This is a genomic window from Agromyces albus (assembly GCF_004134825.1).
Lineage (GTDB): Bacteria > Actinomycetota > Actinomycetes > Actinomycetales > Microbacteriaceae > Agromyces > Agromyces albus.
Map to the genome: position 1 here is coordinate 22,531 of NZ_SDPN01000045.1, position 8,725 is coordinate 31,255.

General features: G+C 69.5%; 8 protein-coding genes. 2 read left to right on the plus strand and 6 right to left on the minus strand.

All coding sequences use genetic code 11. From position 1 onward, the window contains the following. Window positions 1-48: 48 nt before the first annotated feature. From ESP51_RS17310 to ESP51_RS17320, 3 genes are read right to left on the minus strand one after another with little or no spacing between them, the layout of a single operon-like run. On the minus strand, window positions 49-1,617 hold the full coding sequence (locus ESP51_RS17310; protein WP_129522143.1) for a tripartite tricarboxylate transporter permease: 1,569 nt from the start codon (window positions 1,615-1,617) through the stop codon (window positions 49-51). After that, window positions 1,610-2,176, minus strand: a complete 567-nt coding sequence (locus ESP51_RS17315; RefSeq protein ID WP_129522144.1) for a tripartite tricarboxylate transporter TctB family protein — start codon at window positions 2,174-2,176, stop codon at window positions 1,610-1,612. Before ESP51_RS17315 ends, ESP51_RS17310 begins: the two co-directional genes overlap by 8 nt. Beyond that, window positions 2,173-3,237: a Bug family tripartite tricarboxylate transporter substrate binding protein gene (locus tag ESP51_RS17320; RefSeq protein ID WP_241843235.1), complete on the minus strand. Its 1,065-nt coding sequence runs from the start codon at window positions 3,235-3,237 to the stop codon at window positions 2,173-2,175. Before ESP51_RS17320 ends, ESP51_RS17315 begins: the two co-directional genes overlap by 4 nt. 200 nt (window positions 3,238-3,437) lie before the next feature. On the opposite strand from ESP51_RS17320, the gene ESP51_RS17325 reads away from it, so the two are divergent. Together ESP51_RS17325 and ESP51_RS17330 are read left to right on the plus strand one after the other, a co-directional pair. After that, window positions 3,438-5,054 carry an ATP-binding protein gene (locus tag ESP51_RS17325; RefSeq protein ID WP_129522145.1) on the plus strand — a complete coding sequence of 539 codons (1,617 nt, stop codon included), beginning with the start codon at window positions 3,438-3,440 and terminating at the stop codon, window positions 5,052-5,054. Next, on the plus strand, window positions 5,051-5,746 hold the full coding sequence (locus tag ESP51_RS17330; RefSeq protein WP_129522146.1) for a response regulator: 696 nt from the start codon (window positions 5,051-5,053) through the stop codon (window positions 5,744-5,746). The genes ESP51_RS17325 and ESP51_RS17330 overlap by 4 nt, the downstream gene beginning before the upstream one ends. Before the next feature lie 41 nt (window positions 5,747-5,787). Here the strand turns inward: ESP51_RS17330 and ESP51_RS17335 are convergent, their stop codons facing one another. From ESP51_RS17335 to ESP51_RS17345, 3 genes are all read right to left on the minus strand, one after another. Further along, window positions 5,788-6,315, minus strand: coding sequence for a CinA family protein (locus ESP51_RS17335; RefSeq protein WP_241843236.1), 528 nt, complete (start codon window positions 6,313-6,315; stop codon window positions 5,788-5,790). After that, entirely contained in the window at window positions 6,312-6,914 is a 603-nt protein-coding gene (gene pgsA / locus ESP51_RS17340) for a CDP-diacylglycerol--glycerol-3-phosphate 3-phosphatidyltransferase (RefSeq protein WP_129522147.1), read from the minus strand. The genes ESP51_RS17335 and pgsA overlap by 4 nt, the downstream gene beginning before the upstream one ends. A gap of 77 nt (window positions 6,915-6,991) precedes the next feature. Beyond that, on the minus strand, window positions 6,992-8,725 hold a 1,734-nt coding region (locus ESP51_RS17345; RefSeq protein WP_164990579.1), incomplete at its 5' end, for a DNA translocase FtsK.

The window sequence follows — 8,725 nt, forward strand, 5'->3', positions numbered from 1 at the left end:
CAGGGTGTTCACGAAGACTATTCCGCACGCCCGCCAGGCCCGTTCAGCTCAGGATTTCTCGGGTTCGCGCTCATCGACGGCGGTGATCGCACCCGTGGGCACCAGAGTGGGGGTTGACTCCAGGCGCGCCTTGCGCCGCTTCAACCAGACACCCAGTCCGATGATGAGCGCGAGTGTTGCGTAGGCGACGATCGCGAACGGACTGTGCACGAGGTACAGGAGGTCGCCTTGGCTGATGGCCATGGACTTGCGCAACTGTTCTTCCGCCATCGGCCCCAGGATGCCGCCGACGACCATCGGCGCCACGGGATAGCCGTACCGCCGCATGAGGAATCCGATGAGTCCGATGACGAGCAGGATGAGCGTGTCGAACACGTTGAAGTGCAGTGCGTACGCACCGAGCGCGGCGAACGAGAGGATGCCCGCGTACAGGTACGGCCGCGGAATCCGGAGCACCTTCACCCACATGCCCACGAGCGGCAGGTTCAGCACGAGCAGCATGACGTTGCCGATGTAGAGGCTGGCGATGAGCGCCCAGACCAACCCCGCTTGCGTCTCGAAGAGCTGCGGGCCGGGTCGGATGCCATACGTCTGGAACGCGGACAGGATGATCGCCGCGGTCGCGGTCGTCGGCAGGCCGAGGGTGAGCAGGGGCACCAGGACGCCTGCTGCGGCCGCGTTGTTCGCCGCCTCGGGTCCGGCGACACCCTCGATCGCGCCGCGACCGAACTCGGCCTTCGCACCGCCCTTGGCGAGCTTGCGCTCGGTCGCATAGGAGAGGAAGGTCGCGACATCCGCACCGCCTGCAGGGATGGTGCCGATCGGGAATCCGATCGCCGTGCCCCGCAGCCATGGGCGCCATGAGCGGGCCCAGTCGCGGCGGGACATCCGGTTGTGTCGTCCGCGAGTCACCGGGATGACGGCGACCGCCCCATGGCGAAGGCGGGATGCCACGTAGAGCGCCTCGCCGAGCGCGAAGAGACCGACCGCGATGAGGACGACATCGATGCCGTCGGAGAGGGTCGGGATACCCAGGGTGTATCGCTGCTGGCCGCTCAGCACCTCGGTGCCGACGAGGCCGAGCATGAGGCCCAGGCCAAGGGAGACGAGCCCGCGCGGCACGCTCGAACCCAGCAGTGCACCCACCGTGAGGAAGGCGACCACGATGAGCGCGAAGTAGTCGGCGGGCCCGAGCTGGACCGCGAGTCTCGCGATGCCGGGGGCGAGGAACGTGAGCGCTACGGTCGCGATCGTGCCCGCGACGAAGGAACCGAGCGCGGCGGTCGCGAGCGCAGCGGCTCCGCGCCCGGCCTTCGCCATGCGATTGCCCTCGAGCGCGGTGGCGATCGAGGAGGACTCCCCCGGCGTGTTGAGGAGGATCGACGTCGTCGAGCCGCCGTACATGCCGCCGTAGTAGATGCCCGCGAACACGATGAGCGCACCGGTCGGGTCGAGCGTGTAGGTGAGCGGCAGGAGAAGCGCGACCGTCATGGCCGGCCCGATGCCGGGAAGCACGCCGACGGCGGTGCCGATGAACACCCCGAAGAGTGCATAGAGGAGGTATTGGGGCTGGAGCGCGGTGGCGAAGCCCTCGAGCAGTGCGTTGAGGCTATCCATGGAAGATCGGGATCCAGTCGAGAAGGGGGCCGGCGGGCAGCGAGAGCCCCAGCCAGCCGCCGAAGACGAGTTGCGTCACGAGGCCGAGTCCCAGCCCGATGAGCAGGGCCACCCACCACCGCTTCGCACCGAGCGACCACGCCGCCCCGCCGAAGAGCACGGTGACGGCGATCGGCCACCCAGCGAGCTCGATGAGCACCAGCTGGGAGAGGAAGAACGCGATGAGCTTCGCGACGGTGACCCAGTCGGTGGGGGCATCCGGATCGACGTCCTCCCCTTCGTCGGGGACTCCGCGGTGCCCGCGAACGACCTGGACGATGACCACGAGGGACGCCACGACGAGCAGTATTCCCACACCGTAAGGGAACACGCGGGGACCGAGCACGCTCGCCGACCCGGGCGGCACCCGGATGAATCCGGCACCCACGATCGCGTACACGCCGAGCGCCGCGCAGACTGCCGCGAACGCGTACTCGCCGATGGGCGTGCGGGCGCTGCGCGGCACGCGGGCTCCCCCCGACGCCGAGGCGTCGAGGGGAGCCGGTGCCTGACCGGTCATGATTCGACCAGGCCGATCGTCTTGAGCGTCTCCGTCACTTCGGCGATGTTGCCATCGAGGAAGGTCTGGAACTCGTCACCGACGAGGAACGCGTCGGCCCAGCCCCGCTCCTCGAGCGTCGCCGCCCAGCCTTCGGAGTCGTGCATCTCGGTGACGAGCGTGGTCAGCGCCTCGATGTCGGCGTCGGATGCCTCGGTCGGCGCCACGACGCCTCGCCAGTTGGTGAGCTCGACGTCGTAGCCCTCTTCGATGAGGGTGGGCGTGTCGGGAAGCAGCTCGACCGGCTCGGGCGAGGAGACCGCGAGGGCGCGGAGCTCCCCCGCCTCGATCTGCTCGACGAACTCGCCGACGCCCGAGATGCCCGCCTGCACCGTGTTGCCGAGCAGCATCGTGACCGCCTCGCCGCCACCCGCGTTCGGGATGTAGTTGAGGGTCGACGGGATGTCGGCCGGATCCACGCCCGCCTCGGTGAGCAGCATGCCCGCGAGGATGTGGTCGGCGCCGCCCGCTGAACCGCCCGTGACCGAGATTGCAGCGCCGTCCTCGACGATCGCGTCGACGAGGTCCTCGGTGGTCTTGTAGGGCGAGGACGCCGGCACCACGAGCACGAGCGCCTCCTCGGTGAGCTTCGCGATCGGCGTGACATCCTCGATGCGCACGTCCGAGGCGTTCGTCTCGACCGCACCCACCATCACGAGGCCCATGACCATGAGTGTCGCGGGGTCCCGCTCATTCGCGAGCGAGGCGAGGCCGACGGTGCCACCCGCACCGGGAATGTTCTCGACGGGGGCCGAGCCCACGAGGTCCTCCGAGGTGAGCACCTCCGACATCGCGCGTGCGGTCTGGTCCCAGCCGCCGCCGGGGTCGGCCGGCGCGATGAGGCTCACGGAGTCGAGCGAGACCGCTTCGCCATCAGCGTCCCCGCCGGTGTCGCCGGTCGGCGTGCAGGCGGCGAGGCCGAGCATCGCGGCGATGCCGACACCTGCGAGGGCGGGGAACGCAGCTCCTCGCCGTAGTCCAGTGGTTGCGGCCGACGTGCGCGGCCTGCTGTGTGATCGCAAAATTCTCCTCCTTGAGCGCCCGAGTCCATCCGCGGGCAGAACGATCGATGTGCGGATGACGCTAGGAGGATGTGCCCGCCCGTGGAAGGCTGCGGACATAAGGGTCGTACTGGTCATTTTAGTCTTTACGGTCATATTGGTCACTCCCTCCGGTGCTGACGTCCGGATCGGTGGGGCACACTTGATGAGTGGGCCGGTCGATGACGCTTGGCATGCAGCTCCTGCTGCTGCAGGTCGCCATCGTGCTCATCACCGTGGTCGGCACAGGGCTCACGGCGGTGTGGCTGCAGGAGCGACAACTGCGCGAGGCCTATCAAGACCGCATGATCGCGGTCGCGCAATCGGTCGCGGGATTGCCCGCGATCACCGATGCGTTCGACGACGACGACCCGTCATCGACCATCCAGCCCGTCGCCGAGGTCATCCGGCGCGCCTCCAAGGTCACGTATGTCGTCGTCGCGAACGACCTCGGCATCCGCTACTCGCACCCGAACCCCGACCGCATCGGCGAGAAGGTCTCGACCGACCCCGCGATCCCCCTGTCGGGTGAGATCTACGTCGGCACGCAGACGGGCACCCTCGGCGAATCCTGGCGCGTGAAGGTGCCGATCTTCGACGATGAGGGCGAGGTAATGGGGCAGGTGTCGGTCGGCATCCTCGAGTCCGACTTGCGCGAGGACTTCCTCGGGGGCCTCAGCGAGCTCCTCATCGTGCTCGTCATCGCCGCAGTCGTCGGCGTGGTGGGCTCGGCATGGATCGGTCGCCTCATCCGGCGCCGCATCTACGGACTCGAACCCGAGGAGATCCGCGCAATGCTCGAGACCCGCGAGGCGATGCTGCACGGGATTCGCGAGGGGCTCATCGCGGTCGACGACACCGAGCGGATCGTGCTCGTGAACGACGCCGCGGCCCGGCTGCTCGACCTCGAGGATCCGGAAGCCGTGCTCGGCGAACACGTGGAGTCGGCGCTCGATCGAGAGCTCGCCCGGTTCATCGCGTCAGGCGAGGATCGCGAGACCCCGGTGCTCTCCGGAGAGCGCATCCTGCTCGTGCACGGCGACCGCGTGCGGGTCGACGGTCGCGAGGTGGGCTCGATCGCGATCCTCCGCGACCGCACCGAACTCGAGACGATGCTGCGAGAGCTCGAGGGCGCCCAGGGCCTCGCCGACGGGTTGCGCGCGCAATCGCACGAGTTCTCGAACAAGCTGCACGTCGTGAGCGGCCTGCTCGAGCTCGGCCACGTCGAGGCGGCCGTCGCGTTCATCGAACGGGTCGGCAGCGGCGGAGCGCTCTCGGCGCTCGACGAGCACAACGGCATCGGCGACGTCGAGACCGCTGCGCTCGTGCTCGCCAAGCGCAGCCGGGCGCAAGAGCTCGGGCTCGGCCTCGAACTCGATCACGAGTCGCACCTCGACGCCGCCGGCGACGACATGCCGCGCACCGAGCTCCTGACGGTCGTCGGCAATCTGCTCGACAACGCCATCGAGGCGTGTGTGCTCGGCGGATCCATCACCCTCTCGATCCGCGACGACCTCGAACCCGGCGTCCTCGTCGTGCGAGTCGACGATGACGGGCCCGGCGTGCCCGCGGGCCTCCGCGATCAGATCTTCGAGCCCGATGTGAGCGACAAGGCCGCGGCGCCCGGCAAGGCACGCCGCGGCATCGGGCTCACCATCGTGAAGCGCGTCGCCGCTCGCCTCGGCGGCTCGGCGGCCGTTCACGAGTCGCCTAGCGGAGGCGCTCGGTTCATCGTCTGCCTTCCGTGGAGGCCGGCCGCTCCCACCACGACGAGCGAGCAGATCGGAGCGCGACGATGAGTGACATCCGGGCCGTCATCGTCGACGACGATTTCGCCGTCGCGCACGTGAACCGCGCGTTCGTCGACGCCCAGCCGGGATTCGTCGTCGTCGCCGAGGCGCACACCGGCGCCGAGGCGATCGCCGCGATCGAACTGCATCGACCGCAGCTCGTGCTGCTCGACGTCTACCTCCCCGATCTCGGCGGCCTCGACGTGCTGCGCCGGGTCCGTGCCGCCGGCGACGACGTCGAGGTCATCGCCGTGACCGCTGCCCGTGACCTCGACACCGTGCGGAAGGCCCGGCTCCTCGGCGTGCGCCACTATCTCGTGAAGCCGTTCTCGGGTGCGAGCCTCGCTGAACGACTCGAGGAGGTGCGTCGCGGGATCGCCGCCGACCAGGCGGCCGCACCTCTCGCGACCCTCGACCAGCGCGGGGTCGACCAGTTCCTCGGGGCGGCATCCCGCCGCCACGCCGCCCTGCCGAAAGGACTCTCGCCCGTGAGCCTCGCGCGCGTCGCCGAGGGGCTCGCCGAGTGCGACGCGGATGTCTCGGCTGCCGAGCTCGCCGAATCGCTCGGCATGTCCCGCGTCAGCGCGCGGCGCTACCTCGAGCATCTCGTCGCGACCGGCGCAGCGGAGGTCGCGCCGCGCTACGGTTCGGCCGGACGGCCCGAGCACCGGTACCGGGTGCCGGCGTCGAAGACCCGCTGAGTCGAATGAGCTGAATTTCTGCGCCGCAGCATGCCGCCCAGTCAGCTGCGCTCGAGCCTCGACAGCACGGCGTCGATCGCCTCGCGCACCGCCGCCGTGCGGATCTCGGCGCGATCGCCCGGAAGGTCGAGCGAGATCGACTCGACCCCATCGCCGATCGCGATGCCGAGATACACCGTGCCGGCGTGCTTCCCGTCTTGATCTGCCGGGCCCGCGACTCCCGTCGTCGCGACGCCGATGTCGGCGGCGCGGCCGTCGACGGCGAGGGCAATGCGTACGCCGGTCGCCATCTGCTGGGCGACATCGGCGTGCACGGCACCCTCTCGGGCGAGGAGCTGGGGCGAGACCCCGAGCAGCGAGCGCTTGATCGCGGTGTCGTACGCGACGACGCCGCCGCTCACGACGAGCGAGGCGCCGGGGATGCGAGTGAGCTCGGCGACCACGAGACCGCCCGTGAGCGATTCGGCGACGGCGATGCGCAACTGCCGACGCGTGAGCTCGGCGATGAGGCGAGCGGTCGGGTCGACGGACTCCGGATCGGCCTGCGGCATCCGTTCGCCCGCGGTCATCGCCCTGAGCGCGTCGAACGAGCCAGCACGACGGCGTCGCGCACGTAGAGCAGGCCCGACCACACCGTCAGAATCACGGCCGCGGTCATCAGGACGCCGTTCACCCAGTGCACCCAGTCGCCGAGGATCGTCCAGAGCGGCACGAGTGCGAACGAGATCGCGACCGACTGCACGATGGTCTTGAGCTTTCCGCCCGAGGATGCGGGCACGACATTGCCTTGTCGCAGCTCCGCGAGGCGCCACACGGTGATGCCGACTTCGCGCACGACGATGATCGCGGTCACCCACCACGGCAACTCGCCAAGAATGGACAGGCACACGAGGGCGCCGCTTGTGAGGAGCTTGTCTGCGATCGGGTCGAGGATCTTGCCGAGGTCGGTGACGATGCCGCGCGATCGCGCGAGCCAGCCGTCGACCCAGTCGGTGGAGATCGCGACGATGAAGAGCACCGCACTCCACCAGCGCAACGGGCCGTCGGCGCCGTCATCGGCGAACAGCATCCAGAAGACGAGCGGCGCCATCAGGATGCGCACGACCGTGATCGCATTCGGGAGGTTCCAGTTCGCCGATCGCCTGGGGGTGCCGGCGGGAGAGGTCATACGCCCAAGGATAGCGGTCGGCCGTGGGCCGGCTTCAGCGACCACGGCCCTGTGGAGAGCCCGCGGACGGCGAGCGCTCAATCGCGACCCGTGAGCCCCCAGGCGTCATCGTCGGACTCCGCCTCCACCTCGGGCATGCCCTCGGCCGACCGGGCCACGGCATCGTCGTAGCGATCGTCTGGGGCGCCGTACGCCTCTTCGCGATAGCCGCCCCCGGCACCGGACCCTGCGCCCTGGGACGACGGCGCGGGTGCAGGAGCCGCCGCCGGCTCCTCGCCGCGCAGCCGCGCGAGCACGCCCGGCAGCTGTTCGACCGTCACGAGCACGTCTCGGGCCTTCGATCCCTCGGAAGGGCCCACGATCTCGCGCGACTCCAGCAGGTCCATGAGACGACCGGCCTTCGCGAAGCCCACGCGGAGCTTTCGCTGCAGCATCGACGTCGACCCGAACTGCGTCGAGACCACGAGCTCGGCTGCCGCGAGGAGGAGCTCGAGGTCGTCGCCGATGTCGGAGTCGATCTCCTTGCGCGCAGCGACGGCCGCGACATCGGGTCGGTAGTCGGGCCGCGCCTGCCGTGTGACGTGCTTGACGACCTTCTCGATCTCGGCCTCGGTCACCCAGGCGCCCTGCACGCGGATGGGCTTCGACGCGCCCATCGGCAGGAACAGTCCGTCGCCCTGACCGATGAGCTTGTCGGCGCCGGGCTGGTCGAGGATGACGCGGGAATCGGTGACGCTCGTGACCGCGAAGGCGAGTCGGGACGGCACGTTCGCCTTGATGAGCCCCGTGACGACGTCGACCGACGGCCGCTGCGTCGCGAGCACGAGGTGGATGCCCGAGGCGCGCGCGAGCTGGGTGATGCGCACGATCGAGTCCTCGACGTCGCGTGGGGCGACCATCATGAGGTCGGCGAGCTCGTCGACGACCACGAGGAGGTACGGATAGGGCTTGAGCTTCCGCTCGCTCCCGGCCGGCAGCACGATCTCGTCGTTGACGACGGCCTTGTTGAAGTCGTCGATGTGGCGGAACCCGAACGACGCGAGGTCGTCGTAGCGCATGTCCATCTCCTTCACGACCCACTGCAGCGCTTCGGCCGCCTTCTTCGGGTTCGTGATGATGGGCGTGATGAGGTGCGGCACCCCGCCATAGGGTGCGAGCTCGACGCGCTTCGGGTCGATGAGCACCATCCGCACGTCGGCCGGCGTGGCCCGCATGAGGAGGCTCGTGATCATCGAGTTGACGAAGCTCGACTTTCCGGAGCCGGTGGAGCCCGCGACGAGGAGGTGCGGCATCTTCGCGAGGTTGGCGACGACATAGCCGCCGCCGACGTCCTTGCCGACGCCGATCGTCATCGGATGCTTCGCGTTCGCCGCGGCGCCGGAGCGCAGCACGTCGCCGAGTGTGACGATCTCGCGGTCGGCGTTCGGGATCTCGACGCCGATGGCGCTCTTGCCCGGAATCGGCGAGAGGATGCGCACCTCGTTCGACGCGACCGAGTACGCGAGGTTCTTCGAGAGTGCCGTGACGCGCTCGACCTTGACGCCGGGGCCGAGCTCGATCTCGTATTGCGTGACCGTGGGCCCGCGGGAGAACCCGGTGACCTTCGCGTCGACCTGGAACTGGTCGAGCACTCCCGTGATCGAACGCACGACGTCGTCGTTCGCAGCCGACCGCGACTTCGCCGGCGCACCGGCGCCGAGGGTCGAGGCGGCGGGCAGGTGGTAGGGACGATCGGGCTCGGATGCCGCGACGGGCGGGACCTCGGCCAGTGCGCCGCCCCCGGCGTCGGCCGGGCCCGTGCCGCCGGCGTC

What these genes read in the sequence shown, in the direction of transcription:
- ESP51_RS17330 (WP_129522146.1), top strand. Translation starts at nt 5,051, where the DNA reads ATGAGTGACATCCGGGCCGTCATCGTCGACGACGATTTCGCCGTCGCG.
- ESP51_RS17315 (WP_129522144.1), bottom strand. Translation starts at nt 2,176, where the DNA reads ATGACCGGTCAGGCACCGGCTCCCCTCGACGCCTCGGCGTCGGGGGGA.
- ESP51_RS17335 (WP_241843236.1), bottom strand. Translation starts at nt 6,315, where the DNA reads ATGACCGCGGGCGAACGGATGCCGCAGGCCGATCCGGAGTCCGTCGAC.
- ESP51_RS17325 (WP_129522145.1), top strand. Translation starts at nt 3,438, where the DNA reads ATGACGCTTGGCATGCAGCTCCTGCTGCTGCAGGTCGCCATCGTGCTC.
- ESP51_RS17310 (WP_129522143.1), bottom strand. Translation starts at nt 1,617, where the DNA reads ATGGATAGCCTCAACGCACTGCTCGAGGGCTTCGCCACCGCGCTCCAG.
- pgsA (WP_129522147.1), bottom strand. Translation starts at nt 6,914, where the DNA reads ATGACCTCTCCCGCCGGCACCCCCAGGCGATCGGCGAACTGGAACCTC.